At 62.7% G+C, this 24,643-nt stretch carries 23 protein-coding genes; 8 read left to right on the forward strand and 15 right to left on the reverse strand.

From position 1 onward, the window contains the following. Window positions 1–5: 5 nt before the first annotated feature. Window positions 6–1,154 (forward strand): CmpA/NrtA family ABC transporter substrate-binding protein, encoded by a 1,149-nt coding sequence (locus P0D68_RS00470; protein ID WP_408295406.1) that lies wholly within the window; start codon window positions 6–8, stop codon window positions 1,152–1,154. Window positions 1,155–1,168: 14 nt separating this feature from the next. On the opposite strand, the gene P0D68_RS00475 is transcribed toward P0D68_RS00470, so the two are convergent. Both P0D68_RS00475 and P0D68_RS00480 read right to left on the reverse strand, forming a co-directional pair. Beyond that, window positions 1,169–2,587, reverse strand: a complete 1,419-nt coding sequence (locus P0D68_RS00475) for a sensor histidine kinase (protein ID WP_091807726.1) — start codon at window positions 2,585–2,587, stop codon at window positions 1,169–1,171. After that, window positions 2,584–3,255 carry a response regulator gene (locus P0D68_RS00480; protein WP_408295895.1) on the reverse strand — a complete coding sequence of 224 codons (672 nt, stop codon included), beginning with the start codon at window positions 3,253–3,255 and terminating at the stop codon, window positions 2,584–2,586. The genes P0D68_RS00475 and P0D68_RS00480 overlap by 4 nt, the downstream gene beginning before the upstream one ends. A 139-nt stretch (window positions 3,256–3,394) precedes the next feature. On the opposite strand from P0D68_RS00480, the gene P0D68_RS00485 reads away from it, so the two are divergent. The 4 genes from P0D68_RS00485 (at window position 3,395) to P0D68_RS00500 (ending at window position 8,568) form a co-directional block, all read left to right on the forward strand. Continuing rightward, the gene (locus tag P0D68_RS00485; protein WP_408295409.1) at window positions 3,395–4,483 is read left to right on the forward strand and encodes an ABC transporter substrate-binding protein; all 1,089 of its coding nucleotides are present in this window, start codon (window positions 3,395–3,397) and stop codon (window positions 4,481–4,483) included. 98 nt (window positions 4,484–4,581) lie between these two features. After that, window positions 4,582–6,351 carry an ABC transporter permease gene (locus P0D68_RS00490; protein WP_408295412.1) on the forward strand — a complete coding sequence of 590 codons (1,770 nt, stop codon included), beginning with the start codon at window positions 4,582–4,584 and terminating at the stop codon, window positions 6,349–6,351. Beyond that, the gene (locus tag P0D68_RS00495) at window positions 6,344–7,411 is read left to right on the forward strand and encodes an ABC transporter ATP-binding protein (RefSeq protein ID WP_091807716.1); all 1,068 of its coding nucleotides are present in this window, start codon (window positions 6,344–6,346) and stop codon (window positions 7,409–7,411) included. The genes P0D68_RS00490 and P0D68_RS00495 overlap by 8 nt, the downstream gene beginning before the upstream one ends. An 80-nt stretch (window positions 7,412–7,491) precedes the next feature. After that, on the forward strand, window positions 7,492–8,568 hold the full coding sequence (locus P0D68_RS00500) for a porin (RefSeq protein ID WP_408295415.1): 1,077 nt from the start codon (window positions 7,492–7,494) through the stop codon (window positions 8,566–8,568). Window positions 8,569–8,699: 131 nt separating this feature from the next. On the opposite strand, the gene rhaS is transcribed toward P0D68_RS00500, so the two are convergent. The 6 genes from rhaS to rhaM form a co-directional block, all read right to left on the reverse strand. After that, window positions 8,700–9,707 (reverse strand): rhamnose ABC transporter substrate-binding protein, encoded by a 1,008-nt coding sequence (gene rhaS / locus P0D68_RS00505; RefSeq protein WP_091807711.1) that lies wholly within the window; start codon window positions 9,705–9,707, stop codon window positions 8,700–8,702. A gap of 91 nt (window positions 9,708–9,798) precedes the next feature. Then, complete coding sequence (locus P0D68_RS00510; protein ID WP_408295418.1) at window positions 9,799–10,815, reverse strand: ABC transporter permease; 1,017 nt, start codon at window positions 10,813–10,815, stop codon at window positions 9,799–9,801. Then, on the reverse strand, window positions 10,808–11,866 hold the full coding sequence (locus P0D68_RS00515; RefSeq protein WP_408295421.1) for an ABC transporter permease: 1,059 nt from the start codon (window positions 11,864–11,866) through the stop codon (window positions 10,808–10,810). The genes P0D68_RS00510 and P0D68_RS00515 overlap by 8 nt, the downstream gene beginning before the upstream one ends. Then, entirely contained in the window at window positions 11,863–13,413 is a 1,551-nt protein-coding gene (locus tag P0D68_RS00520) for a sugar ABC transporter ATP-binding protein (protein ID WP_408295424.1), read from the reverse strand. The genes P0D68_RS00515 and P0D68_RS00520 overlap by 4 nt, the downstream gene beginning before the upstream one ends. A 35-nt stretch (window positions 13,414–13,448) precedes the next feature. Beyond that, complete coding sequence (locus P0D68_RS00525) at window positions 13,449–14,342, reverse strand: amidohydrolase family protein (RefSeq protein ID WP_408295427.1); 894 nt, start codon at window positions 14,340–14,342, stop codon at window positions 13,449–13,451. 78 nt (window positions 14,343–14,420) lie between these two features. Beyond that, window positions 14,421–14,744, reverse strand: coding sequence for an L-rhamnose mutarotase (gene rhaM / locus P0D68_RS00530; protein WP_091807700.1), 324 nt, complete (start codon window positions 14,742–14,744; stop codon window positions 14,421–14,423). A 131-nt stretch (window positions 14,745–14,875) separates the two neighbouring features. On the opposite strand from rhaM, the gene P0D68_RS00535 reads away from it, so the two are divergent. Further along, window positions 14,876–15,877 (forward strand): LysR family transcriptional regulator, encoded by a 1,002-nt coding sequence (locus tag P0D68_RS00535; protein WP_408295430.1) that lies wholly within the window; start codon window positions 14,876–14,878, stop codon window positions 15,875–15,877. A gap of 15 nt (window positions 15,878–15,892) precedes the next feature. Here P0D68_RS00535 and lra1 read toward each other — a convergent pair whose 3' ends face one another. From lra1 to P0D68_RS00555, 4 genes are all read right to left on the reverse strand, one after another. Continuing rightward, window positions 15,893–16,675 carry an L-rhamnose 1-dehydrogenase Lra1 gene (gene lra1, locus P0D68_RS00540; RefSeq protein WP_007177649.1) on the reverse strand — a complete coding sequence of 261 codons (783 nt, stop codon included), beginning with the start codon at window positions 16,673–16,675 and terminating at the stop codon, window positions 15,893–15,895. Window positions 16,676–16,780: 105 nt separating this feature from the next. Beyond that, window positions 16,781–17,959: an L-rhamnonate dehydratase gene (rhmD, locus tag P0D68_RS00545; protein ID WP_091807696.1), complete on the reverse strand. Its 1,179-nt coding sequence runs from the start codon at window positions 17,957–17,959 to the stop codon at window positions 16,781–16,783. 37 nt (window positions 17,960–17,996) lie between these two features. Further along, entirely contained in the window at window positions 17,997–19,325 is a 1,329-nt protein-coding gene (locus P0D68_RS00550; RefSeq protein WP_408295434.1) for an MFS transporter, read from the reverse strand. Between the two features lie 96 nt (window positions 19,326–19,421). Next, window positions 19,422–20,174: an SDR family NAD(P)-dependent oxidoreductase gene (locus P0D68_RS00555; RefSeq protein WP_408295437.1), complete on the reverse strand. Its 753-nt coding sequence runs from the start codon at window positions 20,172–20,174 to the stop codon at window positions 19,422–19,424. 459 nt (window positions 20,175–20,633) lie between these two features. Here P0D68_RS00555 and P0D68_RS00560 point away from each other — a divergent pair, with 459 nt between their 5' ends. Then, window positions 20,634–20,843, forward strand: coding sequence for a hypothetical protein (locus P0D68_RS00560; RefSeq protein ID WP_408295440.1), 210 nt, complete (start codon window positions 20,634–20,636; stop codon window positions 20,841–20,843). A gap of 36 nt (window positions 20,844–20,879) precedes the next feature. Here P0D68_RS00560 and lhpH read toward each other — a convergent pair whose 3' ends face one another. Both lhpH and P0D68_RS00570 read right to left on the reverse strand, forming a co-directional pair. Continuing rightward, a complete protein-coding gene (gene lhpH / locus P0D68_RS00565) occupies window positions 20,880–21,887 on the reverse strand; it encodes a trans-3-hydroxy-L-proline dehydratase (protein WP_091807687.1) in 1,008 nt (335 codons plus the stop codon). Window positions 21,888–21,920: 33 nt separating this feature from the next. After that, on the reverse strand, window positions 21,921–23,042 hold the full coding sequence (locus P0D68_RS00570; protein WP_091807684.1) for a branched-chain amino acid ABC transporter substrate-binding protein: 1,122 nt from the start codon (window positions 23,040–23,042) through the stop codon (window positions 21,921–21,923). 356 nt (window positions 23,043–23,398) lie between these two features. On the opposite strand from P0D68_RS00570, the gene P0D68_RS00575 reads away from it, so the two are divergent. Beyond that, window positions 23,399–23,683: a hypothetical protein gene (locus tag P0D68_RS00575; protein ID WP_091807682.1), complete on the forward strand. Its 285-nt coding sequence runs from the start codon at window positions 23,399–23,401 to the stop codon at window positions 23,681–23,683. 184 nt (window positions 23,684–23,867) lie between these two features. Here the strand turns inward: P0D68_RS00575 and P0D68_RS00580 are convergent, their stop codons facing one another. Further along, window positions 23,868–24,578: a lysophospholipid acyltransferase family protein gene (locus tag P0D68_RS00580; RefSeq protein ID WP_408182939.1), complete on the reverse strand. Its 711-nt coding sequence runs from the start codon at window positions 24,576–24,578 to the stop codon at window positions 23,868–23,870. Between the last annotated feature and the right edge of the window lie 65 nt (window positions 24,579–24,643).

Genomic DNA, 24,643 nt, shown 5'->3' on the forward strand with positions numbered 1-24,643 from the left:
CGTCCATGAACTCTCCCATTACCACTGCAACCAACCCATCCGGGCCGCTCGAGAAGACTCATCTGCGGCTCGGCTTCGTGGCGCTCTCGGACGCCGCGCCGCTCGTCGCCGCCAAGCTGCTCGAATTCGGCCACGCGCACGGCCTGACGCTGGAGTTGTCGCGTCAGCCGTCGTGGGCCGCCGTGCGTGACAAACTACTGTCGGGCGATCTGGATGCGGCCCACGCGCTCTACGGACTCGTGTACGGCGTGCAACTGGGTCTCGGCGGACCGCAAACGGACATGGCCGTGCTGATGGTGCTCAACCGCAACGGCCAGGCCATCACGCTGTCGAACCGTCTCGCCGATGCGCTCGCCGAACGCGGCACGCTGCCCAAGGCGCTCGCCGCGCTCGGCCGCAAGCCGGTCTTCGCGCAGACCTTCCCCACCGGCACGCACGCGATGTGGCTGTACTACTGGCTCGCGTCACAAGGCGTGGATCCGTTGCGCGATATCGAGAGCGTGGTGATTCCTCCGCCGCAAATGGTCGCGGCGCTCGCCGAAGACAAGCTCGACGGACTGTGCGTTGGTGAACCGTGGAATATGCAGGCCGAAGCGCAAGGCGTCGGCAGAACGATCGCTTATACGAGCGACGTGTGGCCCGATCATCCCGAGAAAGTGCTGGCGTGCCGGCGCGATTTTGTCAGCGCGAATCCGCATGCCGCGCGCGCGCTCGTGCAGACCATGCTCGAAGCGTGCCGCTGGCTCGACGGCGCGGGACATCGCGAGGACATCGCGCGCTGGCTTGCGCGGCCCGAGTACGTTGGCATTGATGCCTCGTTGATCGCGGCGCGCCTCAGCAACGAGATCGCGGCTTCCGCGCCGGGCGGCCTGCCCGTGCGCTTCTTCGACAACGGCGCGGTGAATTATCCGCGAGTGTTCGAAGGCGCGTGGTTTCTCACGCAGTTCGAGCGCTGGGGCATGATCGACGCGCGCGCGGATTATGCGGACATCGCTGCGCGAATCAACCAGACTCAGTTGTATCGCGAAGCGGCAGCGGGCGTAAACGTCGCGGTGCCGGAAGAAAGCGCTTCACAGGTATTGATCGATGGCGAAACGTGGAGCAGCGGCACCTCTCCCACGGGTTATGCGCGGCGCTTTCCGATTCGCCGCTGAATGCCGCGCCGGCGTTACGCCGCCTTCAACGGCGGAAGCAACACGCTGACGATCAACCCGCCGCCATGCGCATCGGCGAGCGCAACCAGCGCGCCGTGTACGCGCGCGATTTCCCGCACGATCGACAAACCCAGTCCGCTGCCTTCCACCGCCTGCGTCGCTTCGCTGCGATAGAAGCGCTCGAACACCGCCTCGCGCTCGCTCATGGCAATGCCCGGCCCATTGTCGATCACCTGCAGCAACGCCTGTTCGCCTTCGCGCGCGACCCGCACGGTAATCACCGCACCATCGCCTGAATAGCGGATCGCGTTATCGATCAGATTGCCGACCAGTTCCGCGAGCAGATCGCTTTGCCCCATCACGTCGACACGCGCGTCCTGCTCGAAACCGAGATCGATGCCACGTGCGCGGGCCACCGGCGACCAGTCGAGCGTCACGCTGCGCGCCACCTTGTGCAGCGGCACCGCCGCGTGCCTGACCGTATAGCCGCTGTGCGCTTCGAGCCGCGAGAGCGACAGCAACTGTTGCACGATGCGCACCGCGTGCTGCACCGCGCGATTCAGCCGCCGCAAATGCACCCCTTGCCGACGATCGCCAGTCGAACCCGCTTCCACGCCGTCGATATCGCGCAGCGCCAGTTCGGACTCCGCCTGAATCACCGCAAGCGGCGTTTTCAACTGATGCGCGGCGTCGTTGAAAAAACGCCTGCGCGACGACTGCATCAACTGCGTGCGGCCGATGTACTGATTGATCGAATCGACTAGCGGCGTCACTTCGCTCGGCAGACCGACCGTGTCGAGCGGCGTCGGATCATCCTCCGCGCGCGCGGCCACTTTCGCCGACAAACGGTTCAACGGCCGCAAACCGCGCGCCACGCCCAGCCACACGATGCCGAGCGCGAGCACCACCAGCAAGCCTTCCTGTTGCAGCGAGCCGGTCAGAATCTCGCGCGCCAACGCCTGACGCTGCTCGATCGTTTCACCCACTCTCACCAGCACCACCCGCGTCTGCGCGCTCGGCACGTCGTGCACGGGCAGCCTGAGCATGGCGATACGCAGCGGACGGCCGCGAAACACGCCGTCATAGAAACGCACGCGGTAGGGCTCACCTGGCACGTTGCCGGCGTCCGGCAAGTCAGGATATCCGGTCACCACGCGCCCACCTTCCTCGCGAATCTGATAGTAGATGTTGCCGCCGCCATTCGATTCGAACATCTCCAGAGCGAGGTACGGAAGATCGACTTCGATCTCGCCGTCGCGCAAGCGGATGCCGTCGCGAATCGAGCGCAGCGAAAATTCGAGCGTGCGGTCGAATGCCGCATGCGCCGCGTTCATTGCGCGCTGATACGTGAGCCACGCGTCGAACGCGAGCAGCAGAAGCAGCGGCACCAACAGCCACAGTGCGACACGTACGCGCAGATTCGGCTGCGTCATGCGCTTCTTGCTTCCAGCAGATAGCCGAGTCCGCGCAGCGTCACGATGCCAACCGAACTGTGTTCGAGTTTCTTGCGCAAGCGGTACACATAGATTTCGATCGCGTCCGCATTCACCGATTCGTCGAGCCCGAAGATTTTCTCCGACAGCGTGTCCTTGTTGATCGCGCGGCCGTTACGCAGGATCAGCACTTCCAGCACCGAGCGCTCGCGCGGCGTCAGCGCAAGCGATTCTCCGTCGAGCGTGAAGCCCCGGTCCACGCTGTCGTAAAGCAGCGTGCCGCATTGTGCGTTGAGCGGTTCCTGACCGTGGCTGCGGCGTAACAGCGCACGCGCGCGCGCTTCGAGTTCGGTGAGGGCGAAAGGCTTGGCGAGATAGTCGTCGGCGCCGAGATCGAGGCCGCGCACGCGCTCCTCTACCGAACCGTGCGCGGTCAGCATTAGCACCGGCACGGCGTTGCGGCGTGCGCGCAAACGGCGCAGCACTTCGAGGCCGTCGAGTTTCGGCAAACCGATATCGAGAATCACCAATGCGTAGTCCTGCGTACGAAGCACGTGGTCGGCTGATTCACCGTCGTGCATGCAGTCGACCGTGAGTTTCGCGCTGGTCAGCGCGTCGGTGAGCGAGCGGGAAAGGATCGGATTGTCTTCGACGAGCAGCACACGCATGAGCAGAATCCCAGGGAAATCCATGAGGCGAATTCGACCATTGTGACGCATTTCCTTCGAAAATTGAAAGCGTTCAGAAAGCATCGACCTCTTACCATTCGCCTACACAAAACCAACACGAAGTTATCTGGAGGAAGACGTGCAAAACGCTTTGAAAGTACTCGCAGCAGCTGTCGCATTCACCGTCAATTCCGCATGGGCAGCCATTCCGGCCGGCTATCCAGGCGATTACCAGGCCACTATCGACGGCGCAAAAAAGGAAGGCAAGCTGATCGTCTACTCGGTCACGGACACCGCGCTGGTGCGTCCGCTCATCAAGGACTTTGAAAGCATGTATGGCGTCAAGGTCGACTACAACGACATGAGCAGCACCGAGCTATACAACCGCTATATCAGCGAGAACGCAGCGAGCAGCATCAGCGCCGACGTGCTGTGGAGTTCAGCCATGGATCTGCAGGTCAAGCTCGTCAACGACGGCTTGATGGCCACCTACGAGTCGCCCGAAACGAATCAGTTGCCGCAATGGGCGCAGTACCAGAAGCAGGCTTACGGCACCACCTACGAGCCGCTCGCGATCGTCTACAACAAACGCCTGCTGCCGCCCGGCGACGTGCCGCAAACGCGCGCCGATCTGATCAAACTGCTGCAAGCCAGGCCCGATCAGTTCAAGGGCCGCGTCACCACTTACGACATCGAAAAGTCCGGCGTCGGCTTCAACTATCTGACCCAGGACGTGCGCGTCAATCCGCAGGTCACGTGGAATCTGATGAAAGCCATCGGCGCCACCGGGCCGAAGCTGCAATCGAGCACCGGCGCGATGATGGAGCGCATTTCCTCGGGCGAGAACCTGATCGGCTACAACATTCTCGGCTCGTACGCGCAGACCAAAGCAAAGAAAGATCCGTCGATCGGCTACGTCTATCCGAAGGACTACACGCTAGTTGTCAGCCGGCTCGTGACGATCTCGAAGAAAGCACACAGCCCGAACGCCGCGAAGCTGTGGGTCGACTATCTGCTCTCGGAACGCGGCCAGACCTTGCTGGCGAATCAGGCGGGCCTGTTCTCGATTCGCGCGGATGTGCAGGGTGAAACGTCGATGGCCGGCCTCACGAAGCAGCTCGGCGACTCGCTCAAACCGATCCCGATCGGCTCGGGCTTGCTGGTCTACCTCGACCAGTCCAAGCGCCTCGAATTCTTCAAGCAATGGCAACAGTCGATCAAGCGCTAGCCCTTCGCGTTTGACACAGCGGCGCGCGCGCTGACACGCGCGGCCGCACTTCCTTCCATACCTGTCGATATGCGGCTTTGTGCCGCAGGGGGACACTCATGCTTTCCACTAGCGCAACCGCACACCGCGCGGCACCACCGCACGCGGCAGACGGCGGCTCCATCGGCGCGCTGCCGAGCGGCGGACTGCAGCCGTTCATGGGACTGCTGCGCTGGCTCGTCATCGCGGTGCTGACCGTGGCGGTGGCGCTGCCACTCGGCTTCATCCTGCTGCAAAGCGTGCTGAGCGCGCCATTCTTCGACGCAAAGCGGACGCTCGGCCTCGCCGGCTTCGAATTTATTTTCAGCGACCCGGACTTCTGGTCCGCGCTGAAAAACTCCTTTGTCATCGCGGCCGGGATGCTGTTCATCTCGATTCCGCTCGGCGGCGTTCTCGCGTTCCTGATGGTACGCACCGACCTGCCTGGCCGCCGCTGGCTCGAACCGCTGCTGCTCACGCCCGTGTTCGTCTCGCCGATGGTGCTCGCCTTCGGCTACGTGGTCGCCGCCGGCCCGGTCGGTTTTTACTCGGTCTGGTGGATGGAACTGTTCGGCACCGCGCAAGCGCCGTGGACCGTCTATTCGGTTTTCGCCATCACGGTGATCGTCGGCCTCACGCATGTGCCGCACGTGTACCTGTATTCGTCGGCGGCGCTGCGCAATCTCGGCTCGGATGTCGAAGAAGCGGCCCGTGTGGCCGGTGCGCGGCCGTTTCGCGTCGCGCTCGACGTAAGCCTGCCGATGACCCTGCCCGCGCTGCTGTTCGCCGGCGTGCTGGTGTTCTTCCTCGGCTTCGAAGTATTCGGCTTGCCGCTCGTACTCGGCGATCCCGAAGGGCACCTCGTGCTGGCCACCTATCTCTACAAGCTCACCAACAAGCTGGGCGTGCCCTCGTATCACCTGATGGCCGCGGTCGCGATGTGCATCGTCGCGATCACGTTCCCGCTCGTGCTGCTGCAACGCCGGCTGCTAAGGAGCGCGAACCGCTTCGTGACGGTCAAGGGCAAGGCGGGACGGCAGACCGTGCTGCCGCTCGGCGTGTGGCGCTGGGTCGCGCTCGGCATCGTCGCGCTGTGGCTATTCTTGACGGTGTTCGTGCCGATCTCCGGCATTACGTTACGTGCGTTCGTCACGCACTGGGGACATGGCGTGCATCTCGCGGATGCGCTCACGCTTGCCAACTTCACGGAACTGTTCGAGCAGAACAACCTGGTCCGCGCGATTCTCAACACGCTCGGCATCGGCGTGTTCGGCGGCGCGCTGGCGGTCGGCTTCTATTCGCTGGTGGCGTTCGCCGGTCATCGCCGCAACGACTGGGCCACGCGCCTGCTCGATTACCTCGTGCTGCTGCCGCGTGCGGTGCCGGGCCTGCTCGCCGGTCTCGCGTTCCTGTGGGTGTTTCTTTTCGTGCCCGGCCTCAAGGAACTGAAGAACTCGATGTGGAGCATCTGGATCGCGTACACCGTCGTGTGGCTCGCCTACGGCATGCGTCTGATTCAGAGCGCGCTGCTGCAAGTCGGGCCTGAGCTGGAGGAAGCGGGACGCAGCGTCGGCGCCACGCGTGCGCGCGTCAGTCTCGATGTGACGCTGCCACTCGTGCGCTTCGGCCTGCTCGCCGCGTGGCTGCTGATTTTCATGATCTTCGAGCGCGAATATTCGACCGCTGTCTATCTGCTCTCGCCCGGCACGGAAGTGATCGGCGCGCTGCTCGTGTCGCTATGGGCCACCGGGTCGGTCGATCAGGTCGCGGCGCTTTCTGTCATCAACATCGCGATGGTCGGCGCCGGACTCGGTGTCGCGCTGCGCTTCGGAGTGAAATTGCATGGATAAGCTCTCAGTCGACAACCTCTTTCTGAGCTATGGCGACAACCCGATTCTCAAAGGCGTGTCGTTCGAACTGAACCCCGGTGAAGTGGTCTGCCTGCTGGGCGCGTCGGGCAGCGGCAAGACCACGCTGCTGCGCGCGGTGGCCGGACTCGAACAGCCGTCGTCGGGCCGCATCGAACTGGACGGTCAGGCGTTTTTCGACGGCGCGGCGCATGTCGATCTGCCGGTCGAGCAGCGCTCGCTGGGACTCGTGTTCCAGTCGTATGCGCTGTGGCCGCATCGCACCGTGGCCGATAACGTCGGCTATGGATTGAAACTGCGGCGCGTCTCGCCCGCCGAGCAGAAAAAACGCGTGCAGGCCGCACTCGACCAACTCGGCCTCGGCCACCTCGCCGCGCGTTATCCGTATCAGCTATCCGGCGGCCAGCAACAGCGTGTCGCGATTGCGCGAGCACTGGTCTACAACCCGCCGGTGATTCTGCTCGACGAACCGCTCTCGAATCTGGACGCCAAGCTGCGCGAAGAAGCCCGCGCCTGGCTGCGCGAGCTGATCGTGTCACTGGGCCTCTCTGCGTTGTGCGTGACGCACGACCAGACCGAAGCGATGGCGATGTCCGACCGCATTCTGTTGCTACGCAACGGCCGCATCGAACAGGAAGGCACGCCCGCCGAACTGTACGGCGCGCCCCGCTCGCTCTACACCGCCGAGTTCATGGGCAGCAACAACCGCATCGAGGCACGCGTGGCGGCGGTCGACGGCGAACGCGTGACGCTTGCCGGCGACGGCTGGCAACTGCAGGCGCAAGCACGCGAAGCACTCACGGCCGGACAGCACGCGCAGGCCGTGATCCGCCTCGAACGCGTGCAGGTCGCCGACGGACCCGGCGCGAACCGGCTCGAAGCCGACCTCGTTACGTCGATGTATCTCGGCGACCGCTGGGAATACCTGTTCCATTGCGGCGACCTGCGCTTGCGCGCCTTTGGCCACGTGCCGCGCGCGGCCGGCCGCCACTGGATCGAATTCCCCGCCAACGACTGCTGGGCCTTCGCTCAGGCGAGCTGAAGCGCGGCATGCAGACCCCGAAGGACCTCTCCTTCGGCGCTGCCCAATCGAAGTAAAAAACCAACCACAGGAGACTGTTGATGAAGTGGAGTATGAAGAAGGCGACCGTCGGCGTCACTTGCGCCGGACTCGCCGGTTTTGCAGCCGGCGCGCACGCGCAATCGAGCGTGACCCTGTACGGCATCGTCGACGCGGGTGTCGAGTACGTGAACCATGCCAGCAAAGACGGTGGCGCCACGCGCCTCGTGTCCGGCGGCAAGAACACTTCGCGCTGGGGTTTGCGCGGCGTCGAGGATCTCGGTGGCGGCCTGAAGGCGGTGTTCCAACTGGAAAGCGGCATCAACATCGCCAACGGCCAGTTCGACGACAGCTCCGGCGCGATCTTCGACCGCCGCGCGTCCATCGGCCTGAAAAACCGCTTCGGGCAAATCACGCTCGGCCGCAATTTCACGACCACGTACGACTACATGCTGCAGTTCGACCCAATGGGGTATGCGCCGAACTACTCGTGGGCGACGTCATCCACGGCGACGGGCGGCCGCAAGGACGGTCTGTTCTCGCGCTCGTCCAACGCGGTGCGTTATGACGGCACCTTCTCCGGCTTCAAGTTCGGCGCGATGTATGGTTTCGGCAATGTGCCGGGCAGCATGAAGTCGAGTTCGAAGTACGACTTCGCTCTTGGCTACGAGACCGGTCCGTTCGCCGCGGTCGTGACCTTCGACCGGCAGAACGGTGCGAACGACAGCGTCACGCCCGCCGATACCACCAACTATATCCAGGGCATTCACGCAGGCCTGAGCTACGACTTCGGCGCCGTGAAGGCAATGGCCGGTTATCGGAACTACCAGCGCACGTTCCACACCGCCGCGCCCACTTTGCGCAGCGACATGTACTGGCTCGGCGGTCAATATGAGGTGACGCCGTTCTTCTCGCTGTTCGCTGCGGTCTATCATCAGGACATCAAGGACGCGAGCGACGCGGATCCGACGCTGTTCTCGCTGCGCGCGCAGTACGCGCTATCCAAGCGAACGGTGCTGTATATGGCGGGTGGTTATGCGATGGCCAGGCATGACAACGCTGTCAGTCTGTCACGCGATTTGATCGGTGTGGCGGATACGCAAACTGGCGTGACGGCGGGTATTCAGCATCGCTTCTGAAGCAGTTGCGCTTAAGCGCTTCAGGCTTCCGGAAGAAAAAAGCGCGCGGGCTGTTGTTTGCCGGCGCGCCTCGTGTTTCTTGTCTCGTGAAAAGCATCGCCGCGAGAAACCACGCGGCGATGCTTGCCCACTCAGAAGTTAAAGTTGTCGATATTGCTCGAGTCGAACGTAGTAGGCGGTCCAAGAATGATTTCGCCTTGCGGCCCGATGGTCCGTTTGCCGAGCTTGCCGGCGTCGAACGACTCGCCTTCCTTACCGCTGATCGTGCCCGAAGACAGCGCCGCCGCGGCATAAGCAGCCAGGTAGCCGAGTTGACCCGGATCCCACAACTGGAACGCCTTCACGGTGCCGTTTTTCACGAACGCACGCATCTGGTTCGGCGTACCGAGACCGGTCACCGCCACTTTGCCCTTGCTCGACGAAGTGGAGATATAACGCGCGGCGGCTGCAATACCGACCGTGGTCGGCGCGACGATCGCCTTCAGATTCGGATATGCCTGCAGCAGACCTTGCGTTTCGGTGAATGACTTCTGATCGTCGTCGTTACCGTAGGCGATCTTCACGAGCTTGATCTTCGAATACTCGGGCTTTTTCAGTTCCTCCTGCATCCACTTGATCCACGTGTTCTGATTGGTCGCATTGGGCGTGGCCGACAGCACGGCGAACTCGCCCTCGCCGCCCATCAGCTTGGCTACCAGTTGAACCTGGCCACGGCCGATGCCTTCCGCGTTCGCCTGGTTGACGAACAGTTGCCGGCCCTCGGGCGCCGTGTCCGAGTCGAAGGTCACGACCTTGATGCCTTGCGACATCGCCTTCTTCAGATACGGCACCACCGCATTGGCGTCGTTCGCTGCGATCACGATCGCGTCCTGGCGCTGCGTAATCAGCGTATTGATGTACTGCACTTGCGACGACGCGCCCGCATCCGACGGCCCCACCGCTTTGCCCACGCCGCCGAACTCCTTGATCGCGGTCATGCCGCCGTCGTCGGCGATCACTTCGTAGGGGTTGTTGATCTGCTTCGGCACGAATGCGATTTTCAGACCGCTTTTCAGGCCCGCGGCGGACGCGGCGCAACTGATCGCGATCAACGCAACGCAGAGCGCCGCGGTGCCGGTGTGACGTAGAGGTTTGAACATGAAGTGTCTCCTGCCTTGTTGTTGGACGTGACGTTGTCCGGGTTATCGGTTGTTAGACTTTCTCTTCGCAGATGCAGGCACGGCTAAAAACTTAGACTGAAGATGCGGACTTCGCGATGAAACGCCTGTCGCGCGCCGCGCGCCAGCGCGCCACCAGATTCGGTATCAGCACCGAGGCCAGCAGCAGCACGCCGGTCACGATGGTCAACGTTTCGCTGGATACGTCGTCGAGCGTCAGCGCGTTTTTCAGCACGCCGATAATCAGCAGCGACAGCAGCACGCCGATCATCGACCCGCGTCCGCCGAAAATGCTCACACCGCCGAACAGCACCGCCGCGATCACCGACAACTCGAAACCTTCACCGTTGTCGCCCCGCGCGCTCGTGAAGCGCAGCGTATAGACCACGCCCGCCAGCGCGCTCATGGCGCCGGACAGCACGAACAGACGCAAGCGGATCTTTGCCACTTCGATACCGGAGAACGCCGCGGCGGTCGGATTCGCGCCGATCGCGTAGAGACTGCGGCCGAACGCCGTGGACTGCAGCAGCACGGTGAACACCACCGCGCCGACGATCACGATCACAAACGGCAGCGGTATGAAACTCGAACCAACCGTGTCCATGCCGAACGCCGTGTAAGCCGCGGGAAAATCCGCCACCGCCTGGTCGCCGAGCAGCACATAGGCGAGGCCGCGAAACAGCGCCAACGTGCCGATCGTGACCGCGAGCGAAGGCAGATTGAGCTTGACGATCACGAGGCCGTTGAGCAGACCGGCCAAGGCTCCCGCGATCAGCACCAGCACGATCACGACCGGCATCGGCAAGCCCATGTGCCACAGCACGCCCATCAACGCGCTGGACGCGCCGAGCACCGAGGCCACCGACAGATCGATTTCGGCGGCGACGATGATCAGCGTCATCGGCAGCGCCATCAACGCAATTTCGGTCAGATCCGCCAGCACGTTGCTCAGATTCGCGCCGGTGAGAAACACGGGCGACAGCAACCGCCCGAGCGCGAGCGAGAGAATCAGCACGATCACCAGCAACACTTCCCATTGCAGCGGCGTTTCGCGTTTGCGCGTGAGCAGCGCGGAATCGGGTTTAGCCATGATCGCGTTTCCTCATCATGCGTTTGGCGACGGAGCGGGCCAGCAAGGTATCGGCGGTAATCGCGGCGACAATCAGCGCGCCCTCGATGGCCTGCTCCCAGAATGGCGACACGTGCAGCACGACCAGCGCGATGCTGATCACGCCGAGCACGAGCGCGCCCAACGTCGCGCCGAGAATCGTGCCGACGCCGCCAGTGATTGCGACACTACCCACCACGGCGGCGGCCACCACTTGCAATTCGATGCCCTTCGCGGTGCTGGCATCCACGGTGCCGAAGCGTGCCAGCCACAACGCGCCCGCAAAACCGGCAACCGCGCCAGAGAGCAGAAATCCCGCCATCACGCGACGCTCCACGTTCACACCGGCGAGACGCGCCGCCTCCGGATTCGAGCCGATCGCGTAGTGTTCGCGGCCACCGCGAAACTGCTTCAGATACACGGCGAGCCCGGCCAGCACGACAATCGCGATCAGCGCAAGCGTCGGAATGCCGAGCAACGTTCCAGTCGCGAGACGAGAGAAAGCATCGGGCAGGCTGGTGGCGTTGATCTGCCCGCCATGCACCCACGCATAGTCCGCACCGCGAAAAATGTACAGCGTGGATAGCGTCGCCACCAGCGACGGCACGCGTCCCACCGCGACGAGCAGCGCATTGATGCCGCCCGCCACGAGACCGATGGCAAGCCCCGCAGCCAACGCGACGATCACCGGCATCTGCGGAAACGCGACATACAGGCTGCCGACCGCATACGCGCTGATGCCGACCGTCGAGCCGACCGACAGATCGATATGCCGCATGAGGATCACCACGGTCATGCCGGCCGTCAGCAAGCTGATGATCGACACGTTCAGCAGCACGTCGCGCAGGTTCTGCAGGTTCAGGAACTGCGGTTTCGCGAGCCCAGTGCCCACAATCAGCAGAATCAGCACGACGAACAACGTTGTTTCGCGGCTCTTTGCGATGCTTGCGGCAAAGCCGCCCGGCGAGCCCGCCGCGCGCTTCGCGACCGGCGGATGGACCGGCGCGGGATGGGTGGAAGAATGGCGCATCATGCGGCGTGTCCCAGCGGTGGAATCGGTTGGACTGGATGGCCGACGGGTTGACCAAGTGCGGCGCCCATGATGCGTTCCTCGTCAGCGTCGGCACGCGCTATATCCGCGCTGATACGTCCCTCGTGCATCACCAGCACACGGTCGGCCATGCCGAGTACTTCGGGCAATTCGCTCGAGATCATCAGCACCGCCATGCCGTCGCGCACCAGTTCGGCGAGCGCGCTATACACCTCGGCCTTCGCGCCGACGTCGATCCCACGCGTGGGTTCGTCGATGATCAGCACTTTCGGCCCGGTTGCCAGCCATTTACCGAGCACGACTTTCTGCTGATTGCCGCCCGACAACGTGCCGACCGGCGCGTTCGGGTCGCCCGCCTTGAGACGCAGACGCGTGCCCCATTGGTTGGCAAGTTGCGTCTCGCTGCGCGTCGAGATGAGGCCGTGTTTGACGAGCCGCCCGAGCACGGTCATCGAGGCATTGCGCGCAATGCTCAATTCCAGCGCGAGTCCTTGTTGCCGGCGGTCCTCCGGCACGAGCGCAAGTCCGGCGCGCACCGCGGCGGCGGGCCGGCCTGCCGTCAGACGCTTGCCGGCAATCCAGATTTCGCCCGAGTCGAGCGGATCGATGCCGAAGATCGCGCGCGCGACTTCGCTGCGCCCCGCGCCGACCAGCCCGGCCAGCGCCACGATCTCGCCCGCGCGCACGTCGAAGGAAATGTCCTTGAAGACGCCCACGCGCGTGAGGCCGCGTACCGACAGGCGCACTTCCCCAGGCGGCCGGTCGGCTTTCGGATAGAAGGTTTCCAGATCGCGCCCGACCATTTTGGCCACGATCGACTCAGTGGTGAGATCGGCGGTCAGGCCGTCGAAAACTTTCGCGCCGTCGCGCATGATCGTGACGCGCTGTGTCAGCGCGAATACCTCGTCGAGCCGGTGCGTGATGAACAGAATCGCCACGTCACGCTCGCGCAGCTTGTGCACGATCGCAAAGAGCCGCTCCACTTCGGGCAGCGACAACGCGGCGGTCGGTTCGTCCATGATGAGCACGTTGGCGTTCAGCGACAACGCCTTGGCAATTTCGATCACCTGCTGATCGGCAATCGACAAACCGCGCACCAGCTGATCGGCGCGCAGATCGACACCGAGCGACGCCAGCAAGCCGTCCACCTCGCGGCGCATCGCGTCGTATTGAATGCGGCCGATCCGGTCCACCGGCTGCCGCCCCATGAAGATGTTCTCCGCGATCGACAGATCGAAGAACAGCGTCGGTTCCTGATAGATGACCGCGAGCCCGGCGTCGCGCGCTTCAGCGGGTGTCGCGAAGCGGCGCGCCACGCCGTCCACCAGCAACTCGCCGGTATCCGGCTGATGCACGCCCGCGAGAATCTTCACGAGCGTCGATTTGCCCGCGCCGTTCTCGCCGAGCAACGCATGCACCTCTCCCGGCCATAGCGCGAGATCGCCGTCGGAAAGCGCGCGAACCCGGCCGAATGATTTACTCGCGTGCCGCAATTCGAGCCGCGGCACTGAGGATGTGGCTTGCTGCACAGCGTGTCTCCTTCTTTTTCGCGTTCCAATGCCCTTCAGATGCGGTAGCAACGTTCCGCATTACGGCAAAACAGCGCCTCTTTCTCGGCGACGCTCGCGCCATCCACGATCGATGCATACGCATGCCACAAATCCGCGTAAGAGCCGAACAGCCGGTCGACGGGAAAATTCGAGGCGAACATCGCGCGCTCGACGCCGAACGTATCGATCGTTTCGAGCACATACGGCCGTAGGCTTTCAACACTCCACCGGTGGTCTAACATCGCGAGTCCACTGATCTTCACCGCGACATTGCGGCAACCGGCGAGCAGGCGCATGCCGTCGCGCCAGGCGCGATAGCCCGCCACGCTATTACGGTCCACGAACATGCCCGCGTGGTTGATCACGAATTGCGTGTCGCCATGCGAGCGCGCCAACGCCGCCGCTTCTTCCATCTGTGACGGATACAGTTGCAGATCGAACGACATGTCGTAACGGCGCAGCAACGCGAAGTGTTCGCGCCATTGCGGCTCGCGCATGAAATGACGGCCGACGTAATCGAACAGCTTGTTCTCGTGCACGTTCAGAATCTGCCGGATGCCACGCGTATTCGCGAACGACGCATGCGCTTCGAGCACGGCCGGCGCATTCGGCGCGGACAGATCCACCGCGGCGACGATCGCGTTCGGCATGCCGCGCGATTCCTTGCGATCCGCAATGGATTGCAGCCAGCGCGTTTCTTCGACCGGATCGGCGGGATCGTGATTCGCTTCCACGTGCACCAGTTTCAGTACCTCGATATCGCCCGCCTCGCCCAGCAGATCGTCCAGCAGGTAGTCGTGCTTCAAGTCACGCGCATCGCCCACGAACGACACGCCCGGGTTTTCCAGCCACGGATAGCGATGCGTTTTCAGATCCCACAAATGGATATGCGAATCGACCACCTGCATGCGACATCCTCCGTCCGGTGAAGATCGTTTCGAGTCAGATCATGTAAGTCTGCTGAGCGGCAATCAGATCAAGTCGGCTCAGCTCAGCGAGTTCAGGTGAAAGACCGGTTCGAGCGGCTGCTGAAGCGGCGTGTGATCCGGCGCCGTGTGCATGATGTCAGCCATGTAATCCCACCATTTGCGCATGACCTCGAGTTGCGGCAGTTCGTCCATGGTGTGATGGTTGTTTCGCGTCAGCACGGCGAAGAGATGGTGCGAGTCCGGGTCGAAGAAAATCCGGTAATCGCGAACACCGGCATTGTGCAATGCATCAACCAGTTCGGGCCAGATTTGCGCGTGACGTCGTTCGTATTCCTCGCGCATGCCGGGGTTGAGCACCATCCGGAAAGCGATTGTTTCCATTGCGGCCTGTCTCCCGTCGTATCGGAGCGCTTTCTCGGAGAAGCGCCTGATGCGACTATAATTCCTGCGTCGATAGCATCTCAATCCGTTGTTGGGATTGGGCGATCCACAAACCGAATCGCACCCGACCCATGAGCCAACACTCAGCAACTGTCGCACTCGTCAATCGGCTCAAATTCAAGCACCTCGCGCTGCTCGTCGCGCTCGACGACGCGCGCAATCTCCATCAGGCCGCCGAGGCCGTCAACGTGGCCCAGCCGAGCGCGAGCCGCATGCTCGGCGATATCGAAGAAGCATTCGGCTTTCTGCTGTTCGAGCGCAACGCGCGCGGCATGACGCCCACGCCGCTTGGCGTCGTCACGCTGGCCTATGCCCGGCGTGCACTGGCGGAACTGACCCGTTTCGCCGAAGACCTGGACGTCAAACGCCGCGGCGGTCACGGCCAACTGACGGTCGGCGCGATCATGGGCGCCGCGCCCGATCTGCTGGCCATGGCGGTCGCCGCGCTGAAAACCGAAAGCCCGCTGCTGAACGTGCGCATTCTCGGCGAGACCAGTGACCAGGTCGTGCAATTGCTGCATCGCCGCGAGGTCGATCTGGCGCTCGGGCGCCTGACCAGTCCGCTGCAACACAACGATTTCAGTTTCGAGCCGCTCGCGCGCGAAACGCTGCTGCTCGTGGTGCGTGCGGTGCATCCGCTCGCGCAGCGCGCGCGCGTCAGCTTGCGCGAGCTGATCGACTGGCCGTGGGTGGCGCAGCCCGTCACCAGTCCGGCGCGCGTGCTGTTCGAAGAGGAACTGGCGCGCGCGGGACTGGCCACGCCGGTGAATCTGACCGAATGCGCGTCGATCTTCGCTACGCTGCAATTGCTCGAGAATTACGATGCGGTGGCCATGCTGCCCGAGTCGGTGGTGCGCGATCATTTGCGCGGCAAACTGCTGGTTGCGTTGCCGCTCGAAATCGGCAAGAGTCTTTCGGGCTTCGGCATTCTCACGCGCAAGGAAGAGCCGCTGGCTGAACCGGCGCTGCGTTTCATCGACCTGTTGCGCGGTTTCTCGCACAAACTCAAACGCGACGACACCGCCGCGGCCGCATCTGACTCCCTGATTGCGGCTTCGGCTCCGGTGAACTGAAATCGGCATCGCGCGTTATTGCAGGTTGACGAAAAGGCCGCCGTCCACCAGTAGCGCCGCGCCCGTCACATAGCGCGCGCGGTCGGAGGCGAGGAACGTCACGCAATCGGCGACATCTTCCGGGCGGCCCAGTCTGCCGAGCGGGATGCGTTTTTCGAAGTAGGCTTTTTTGGCTTCGTCGGCGAGGTCTTCAGCGTTCAGATCGGTGGCGATGGTGCCGGGCATCACCGAGTTGCAGCGAATGCCGTAGGGTCCCAATGCGACCGCACAGGATTGCATCAACGAATGCACGCCCGCTTTGGTCGGCGTGTAATGCGTCTGCATGCCGCCGCCCACCAGCGCGCTGATCGAACTCGTCGCCACGATCGCGCCGCCCGTGCCCTGCGCTTTCATCTGTTGCGCGGCGGCTTGCGTCACATAGAACGCGCCGTTCAGATTGACCGCCACCGTCGATTCCAGCACCTCCGGCGGCATGTCGAGAAAAGCATGAAACGGACAGATGCCCGCGTTGCTGGCCAGCACGTCGACTTTGCCGAACGCCTCGACCGTGTGGCGTACCAGTTGCTGACCGGTTTCGCGCGCAGCGACGTTACCTTCGATCGCAATCACGCGCCGCCCCAGCGCCTCGATTTCACCGACCACTTCCGCAACGGCGGAACGGCGTCCATACGATGCGTCGTTGTCGCCCCAGTAGTTGATCGCTACGTCCGCGCCTTCGGTTGCGCACGCAACGGCTATCGCGCGGCCGATGCCGCGCGAGCCGCCGGTGACGATCACGACCTTGTCCTTGAGCAGCACGTCATTCTCCTTTCAGGGTTCGAATTTGCGACGGGTGACGCGCACGGCGCGGCTCGACCCGACAACAAGCAATCAACACGCACTCATCGCGAACTCAACGCGAACTCAACGCGCGTAAGGCCGCACCAACGCGCATTCCGGATTCAGCCTCACGCCAAAGCCCGGCGCGTCCGGCACCTTCATGCGCCCGTTCACGGGCACGGGTTCATCGAGCAACAGTGGCGTGAACATCGGCACGACTTCGTCGGCTTTGGGCGCCATCATCAGAAACTCGGCAAACGGCGAGTTGTGCCGCGTCACCACGAAGTGATAGCTATACACCGACGAACCGTGCGGCACGACCATCACATTGTGGGCATCCGCTAGCGCGGAGATCTTGATCAACTCGGTAATGCCGCCGCACCAACCGACATCCGGTTGAATCAGATCGCAGCATTGCATCTCCAGCAACATGCGAAAGCCCCAGCGCGTTGCTTCGTGTTCGCCGGTCGACACCATCATGCCGCGTGGCACGTTGCGGCGCAGTTCGGCGTAACCCCAGTAGTCGTCGGGCGGCAGGCATTCTTCGATCCATTTCAGGCCATACTCGTGCGCCGCTTGCGCGAGCCGCGTGGCATACGGCACGTCGAGGCTCATCCAGCAGTCGTACATCAGCCAGAAGTCGTCGCCCACCCGGCTGCGCATGTCCGCGAGCTTTTCCAGATTCTTTTTGAGGCCCGCTTCGCCTTCGGCGGGACCGTGCTGCAACGGCAGCTTGCCGCCGATGAATCCCATCTCCTTCGCCAGATCGGGCCGCGCGCCGGTCGCATAGAACACCAGTTCGTCGCGCACCGGACCGCCCAATAGCTGGTACACCGGCTCCTTGCGCACTTTCGCGAGCAGATCCCACAACGCGAGATCGACGCCCGAGATCGTATTCAGCACGACCCCTTTGCGACCGTAGTACAGAGTCGAGAAGTACATCTGATCCCACATTTTCTCGATGTCGGTAACGAGTTGCCCTTCGAGAAAACGCGCGAGATGTTTCTCGACGATGAACGCGCCGATCTCGCCACCCGTCGTCACCGCAAAACCCACGGTGCCGTCGCTCGCTTCGATCTCCACCACGAGCGTGCCCAGCACATTGATACCGAATGACTGGCGGCTCTGGCGATACTCCGGATAACGCGCCATCGGCGTGGAGATGTGATCGTCGATCCAGTGTCCGCCGGGTTGGTCGTGATAATCCGCACCGCCGCCGCGGACGATGAAGGCACGCACGTGCCGAATGGTAGGCATGGCCATGTATGGAGGCTCCGTTATGAGTGCGTCGAGCGAGCGCCTAGCGGGCGCGATGCAGTAAGGTTTTGAAAGTTGTGCCCGGATGGGCGGCGTCGCGGCGCAATAGCGTGCCGATCATGAGCGCGGCGAGCAGACTCGACATGCCCAACACGACCAATCCCGCCGACTTCGACGAAAACGCATGTTCCGCCGCGGTGCGCAAGCTCGGCGCAATGAAACCGCCGAGCCCGCCGAGCGAATTGATCAACGCGATACCGCCCGCCGCGGCCGCGCCTGTGAGGTGACGCGTGGGAAACGTCCAGAAAAGCGGCTGCGCGGCAATGAAACCGCTCGCGGCACAACACAGCGCGAGTAAGCCGATGGAAGGACTGCTCGCGAGTCCGGACACACCAATGCCGAGCCCGGCGACGATCAGCAACGCCACCGCCCAACGCCGATGCCCACCGGTGCGATCCGCGCGGCGCGGCACGTACCACGTCACAGCCAGCGCACACAGCCATGGCAGCGCCGCGACGAGACCCACACGCAAGCCGACCGTTGTTCCAAGGAACGCCGCCACCTGTTGCGGCAGATAAAAAATCACGCCATACACACTCATCTGGATCAGCAGATAGATCGCCGACAGCAGCAACACACGCCGGTCCACCAGGGCGGCCAGAATGTTATGCGGGCCGTGCGCGGACGCGACACGCGCATCGTCCTCGAGTGCGCTACGCAAGGTGGCGCGCTCCTGCGGTTCGAGCCAACGCGCGTCTTCGGGGCGATTGTCGAGATACCAGAACGCCCACACGCCCACCAACGAAGCCAGCACGCCCTCCACCAGAAAGAGCCATTGCCAGCCGGCAAGACCCAGCGCGCCATGCAATTCGAGCAGCGACCCCGACAACGGGCTGCCGAAAATAAACGCCAGCGGCGCGCCGAAATAAAACACGCCCACCGCACGCGCCCGGGACGACTGCGCAAACCAGTGTGTGAGGTAATAGATCACGCCCGGAAAGAAACCCGCCTCGGCGACGCCGAGCAGAAAACGTAGCGTGTAGAACGCCGTGGGCGTATGCGCGAGGCTCATCGCGGCCGACACGAGCCCCCATGTCACCATGATCCGGCACATCCAGGCGCGCGCGCCAACCCGATGCAACAGCAGATTGCTCGGGACTTCGAACAATGCATAGCCGACGAAAAACACGCCCGCACCGAAGGCAAACGCCGCATTCGACAAACCTGTGTCGTGCTGCAAAGCCTTTTGCGCGAAACCAATGTTGGCGCGATCGAGGAACGCCAACACATACATCAGCAGTAGAAACGGCAGTAGCCGGCGCATTACCTTGCCGTTGATCGCCTCGAGTGAAACGGGCGCATGCGGGTCCATGTCGTCTCCTTCGCAGAGCACGCGCGGGTGGCGGCTCTGCGTTTTCTTTTCTTGTGTAGCGCTACCGTGCTAACGCAGGTGCGACGCCGCGCCGGCTCAGTAGGTTGCGCGGCCGCCGGACAGGTCGAATACCGAAGCGGTACTGAACGCGCAGTCCTCGGACGAGAGCCACAGAATCAACGACGCCGCTTCTTCGGGCAACAGGAAGCGGTTCATGGGAATCTTCGAAAGCATGTAGTCGATGTGTTGCTGCGACATCGAATCGAAGATCTCGGTTTTAGCCGCGGCGGGCGTGACCGCATTGACGAGAATGTTCTTCGTCGCGAGTTCTTTGCCGAGCGATTTGGTCAAGCCGATGAGTCCGGCCTTGGAGGCGCTGTAGTGCGAGGCGTTAGGGTTGCCCTCCTTGCCCGCCACCGAGGCGATATTGACGATCCGGCCATAGCCCTGCTTGAGCATTTGCGGCACGACCGCGCGGCAGGTCAGATATGGGCCGATCAGGTTGACATCGATCACGCGGCGCCAGATGTCGGGTTCCAGTTCCCACGTACTGCCATTGCCGCCGGTGATGCCGGCACAATTGATCAACACGTCGATCGCCCCGTGATCGGCAACGGTTTGCGCCACGGCCTGTGCGACGGCGGCTTCCTGTGTCAGTTCGACTGAGATCGCGGTGACTTTGCCCAATTCGCTCAGCTCATGCTGACTGCGGGCAAGACGTTCGGCGTCCACATCCCATAGCGCGACCGATGCGCCCGAGTTGAGTGCCCGCTGCGCCACTGCGTAGCCGATACCACGCGCGCCGCCGGTAATGGCGACTACGCGCCCCTCCAGATCGATTCGATTCATCGCTGTGCTCCTGTTGGCAGGCCTGAACGGCATGCCTTTGTGTTGTTGTATCCGGCTGTCTGTGCTGCTGGCCCAGCCAATATACGAGCGGCGCGATGTGCTAACAATCCGAGTATTGGAGCAGGTGATAACAAAAGTGGATCGGGAGGCGTGTGCGGTGCAGCGAACCAGTCGGCACAGTTTTCGCAGAGCGGGCAGACTGCGCGAGTAGGTGCGCAAGTGCCGGTCTGCCCGACCAGGCAGTGTCGGCGGCAAGGTGAATCACGCGGAAATCGCGTGCGGGCAACGGTCCACCCTGTGTGGTCGCCCCCTTTTTAGTTTATTTTTTTGCACTTGCACAACCGTCCGATCGCGCCGGATACTGACTTGGCCCGCGTTGTCTCCTCAGCGGGTGCATCAGTCTTCGCCCGCTTCGCGCGGGCTTCTTTTGAACGATGGATGCGAACGTCAGGAGGCGCCATGGAAGTCTGCGATGGATGCTCCGATATCGACGGCCGGCCCGTCGATGTTCAACGGCAGGAAAACCTCACCCTGATTGGCGTGGCGGAGCGCAACGGCGCGCTCGTTCTCGAGCACTACCGCTGCGACAAATGCCGGGCCATTATCGCCAGACAATTCGCCGGTGATTCCGACGAACGAATCTGGAGCGTTATCGAAACAGCCCATTGAGCGGTCACCGTCGCCCGCTGCCACCTGATGCCTGACCTAGCGAACAAGGAACCCATAGGTGAGCGGATCTCGCTCATCCAGTAGCCAGGTTGCCAGGCCACAGACAAAAGCATTACCTTCCACCTCCGGAATCACGGCCTTGAAATCACCCACGGTCGTCTCGCTCAGAACACGCCCTTTGAATACCGTGCCGATAATGGACTCGTTCACCAGCGTGTCGTCCTTGCCCAACTTGCCACGCAAATAAAGCTGCGCGACCCGCCCTCCGGTCCCGGAACCGGTTGGTGAACGGTCCACCTCGCGGTCCGCAAACACGCAACAGTTGGCTTGCGTCGACTCCGCGTGCCGCGGCGCATTCGCAATGATGGTGCCGTAGATGTGATTGATCTCCGGAATATGCGGGTGCTCGACGGGAAACGCCCTGTTTGCCGCCTCCTTGACTTCGGCGCCGAAGCGCACGAGTTCTTCCACCGACGATTCCCGCACTTCGAGACCATGCGGCGCTCCGTCGGTATAAAAGTAGAACGCGCCGCCGAATGCGATATCGCCGGTCACCGAACCGAACGACGGCGTCTCTACGGTCACGTCCTGCTTCCAGATAAACGACGGCACGTTGACGAAGCGAACGTTGCCCGCGTGCTCGCCGTCCCACTTCACAAAGGCTTCGATGAAGCCGCACGGCGCATCGATGCCGATGCGCGTTTCGGGTATCTGACGCTGCACCCAACCCAGTTCGACCGCCGCCGTCGACAGCGCGATGACGCCGTGGCCGCAATGGTCGCTATACCCCTCGTTATGAAGGAAGATGATGCCGAAATCAGCGCCGGGGCTGACCGGTTCCGTCAGATATCCGCCGTACATGTCGGCATGCCCACGCGGCTCGAACATCAGAGCCCGGCGGATATCGTCGGCGTTTTCCTTCAGCCACGCGCGCCGCTTGACGATCGTGTCGCCAGGCAGACGCGGCAAACCGCTGGTGACAATGCGGAATGCCTCTCCGCCGGTGTGGACTTCGACAGTCTGGATCGTGCGTGAAATTTTCATGTTTGCTTCGTGAAGTGGCTGGGTCGCTTGCCGTTACTGACCGTACGGAACCGGCAAGCCGTTCTTGATCGTGTACACGGTGGTCGGCGCGCCCTTCAGGTCGCCGAACTCGTCGAATGAATAGGTGCCCGCTACGCCCTTATAGTTCTCCTTCGCGAGTTGCGCGGTCAGCTTCGCCTTGTCCGTGGTCGTGCCGGCCTTCACCATGGCGTCGGCGAGCAACTTCACGCCGTCGTAGTAGCTCACGGCGTAGACCTGGGTATCGATGTTGTACGCGGCCTTGTACTTTTGCAGGAACTCGCGACCGGCCGGTGTTTTCTCCAGCGCAATGCCGCCTTGGGCACAGTAGACGATCGACGCCGCGTCGCCGGCAACCTTGCCCATGTCGGCCGAGCAGATTCCGTCGCCGCCCAGCAGCTTCGCCCTGAGCCCGCGCTGGCGCATCTGTTTGGCCATCGGTGCGCCTTGCGCCGCGTATCCGCCAAAGAAGATCACGTCAGGATTTTTGGACTTGATGTTCGTCAGAATGCCGAGGAAGTCGGTGGCCGACGAACTGGTGAATTCCTGGTCCACGATCTGAATGCCGTTCGCCTTGGCAACCTTCGTGAACTGCTCCGCCACGCCTTGGCCGTAGGCCGTGCGGTCGTCGATCACGGCGGCCGTTTTGGCCTTCAACGTCTTCGCGGCGAATTGCCCCATCGTGCCGCCGAGTTGTTCGTCGCTCGCGCCGATACGGAAGATGTTCTTGAAGCCCTGCTTGGTCAGCGCCGGGTTGGATGCGACGGGCAGTATCGGCACGTTTCCGGCGTTGTAGACGCGCGAGGCCGGAATCGCCACGCCCGAGTTGTACGGTCCAACGACAGCGACGACGCCGCTGTCTACCAGTTTCTGCGCAACCTGCACGCCGATTTTCGGGTCGGCCTGGTCGTCCTGCGAATCCAGCTTGAAGGTGACCTTCTGCCCGGCGACGCTTACTCCTGCCTTGTTCAGTTCGTCGATGGCGAGGCGCGCGCCGTTCTCGTTGTCCTTGCCGTTCGGCGCTTGCGGGCCCGTCAGCGGAGCCGAATGACCGATGGTGACGACGACCTGGGCCGTCGCGGACAGGGTGAAACCAGCGGCCATCAATGCGGCCGCAGTCATTGCAAGACGTCGCATACGAACTCCGATTGGACTGGGGAGCAATCACCATATGCTCAATTCGGCGCCAATTCAATCTAACGCCCAGAACGGCGGCCACTTTCGGATCACGTCGCGAGTAATTTTCGAATCCAGCCACGACTATCGCGCGTATATCAGCCAAGCCGGTGGATATCCGGCTCCAGCGCCGCTCTGTTAATTCCGGCGTTGACCCATGGTTGACCAGTGGCTTGCGGCTGAACGCGGCGTACTTCCGCGTCATTCAGACCCGAGCAGCTGTTTGCGCTTCGCCGCTGCGCAATCAGTCAGTCTTTAGCGGTAGATGAAGCTTCGGGGCGTGCTGAAGCATGCGCCGGAATCGCTGGAGAAATATTATGGAAAAGTTAACGCTCAAAGTCCTGCTGGCGCGGGTTGGTGTCGCATCGCTCTGTGCGTGCGCCGCTATGGTTGCTCAGGCTGGAGGCAATGGCAATGGCGGAAACGGCAGCGGCGGCTCTCACGGCGCCGCCACATCAGGCATGACCTACCACAGCGAGCCCATCTCGAGCCCCTGGAACCGGGTTCCCGGCGACATGACAAAGCATGCCGACACCGGCGCCTCCACCATGCCCGGCATGTCGCCGGACGACGGCGCCCAGTCGACCAAGACCGGGCAATAAATATTCACAGGGACATTGGTGCCGGACGTGGCGGGCTTGCGCGTCCGGTGCTGAGTGTCCAGACGACCTGGGGCGAGGCCGGGTCGAGAGGCTGGGTTGAGAGTCTGGGTTGAGAGTCTCGGCTGAGAGTCAACGCCGAAACTGCAGGCCAACGATCACGACCGCAAGTCAGCGCCGAGAATCGTCAGAGCCGCTCCAGTTCGTTTTTCATCCAGTCATGAACGGCATGACTCAACTCTTGCTGCGTCATCTCCTGAGGCGAGAGCGCTGGCCCGATAACCACGCGAATATGCCCGCGTCGGTCAGGCCAGCCTTTCGTCGGCCAGACCTTACCCGCGTTCAACACCACAGGAACAGCCGGCACGCCGGTCGCACACGCCAGTCGAACGCCGCCCGAAGTCATTCTCAACGGGGCATCGTGAAGCACCCGCGTCCCTTCCGGGAAAATGACGACGACATCGCCCTTAGCCAGCCTCTCCGCACTTTCCTTCGTCACAGCCTGGTGAGCCTGCCGGGCCGAGCCGCGGTTCAGGCTGACCATGTCGAGACCGCGCAGCACCCAGCCAAAGAACGGGATACGCAGCAGGTCTTCCTTGAACACGAAGCTGATGCGGCGTGGAATCAGCGCGAGAAACGCGAGCGTTTCCCAAGTCGACTCATGACGGCACAGAATGATCGCGGGGCCGTCGGGAAGATGTTCGAGCCCCTCGATCGAACATGACACGCCGGGCAGCCAGCGCATGACGAAAACCAGCGCACGGCACCACTGTTTCGCGAGCCAGTATCGTCCAGCCCGCCCAACGAAGGGAAACAGCAGCAGAATGACAATGGAATACAGCGTCCCGCTACCGAGCAGGTAAATAATAAACAGCCATTTGGTGATAGTAGAGCGCATCAGGACCTGGATCGGGTGGGTAAGCGGCGCAAGAATATCACCGTAACGCATTGAGACTGTGCCGA

Origin of the sequence: Paraburkholderia sp. RL17-380-BIE-A, assembly GCF_046028085.1 — a bacterium.
Classification (GTDB): Bacteria; Pseudomonadota; Gammaproteobacteria; order Burkholderiales; family Burkholderiaceae; genus Paraburkholderia.